This window comes from Mesorhizobium sp. (assembly GCF_005063415.1).
Classification (GTDB): domain Bacteria; phylum Pseudomonadota; class Alphaproteobacteria; order Rhizobiales; family Rhizobiaceae; genus Mesorhizobium.
Window position 1 is genome coordinate 1 of sequence record NZ_SUEG01000423.1, and the last position, 238, is coordinate 238.

Genomic DNA, 238 nt, shown 5'->3' on the forward strand with positions numbered 1-238 from the left:
GTCCTTGCCAGTCGCGAAATACTGCACGGCCTCCTGAAGCGGCTGAGCTGGATCGAGCTTCGTTCCGCTCTGATCCTGGCTGTGATGAGCGCGATCATCCTGCCCTTGCTCCCAGACCGGACGCTGGACCCGTGGGGCGGTTTCAATCCGTGGGAGGTCTGGTTCCTGACGGTACTGATGGCGTCGATATCGTTTGCTGGCTATGTCGCCGTTCGCGTCCTGGGGACCACCCGCGGCC

At 63.0% G+C, this 238-nt stretch carries 1 pseudogene; it reads left to right on the forward strand.

Going from position 1 to position 238, the window contains the following annotated elements:
- Positions 1-238 (forward strand): annotated as a pseudogene (locus E5W70_RS32895) (hypothetical protein); the annotation flags it as partial.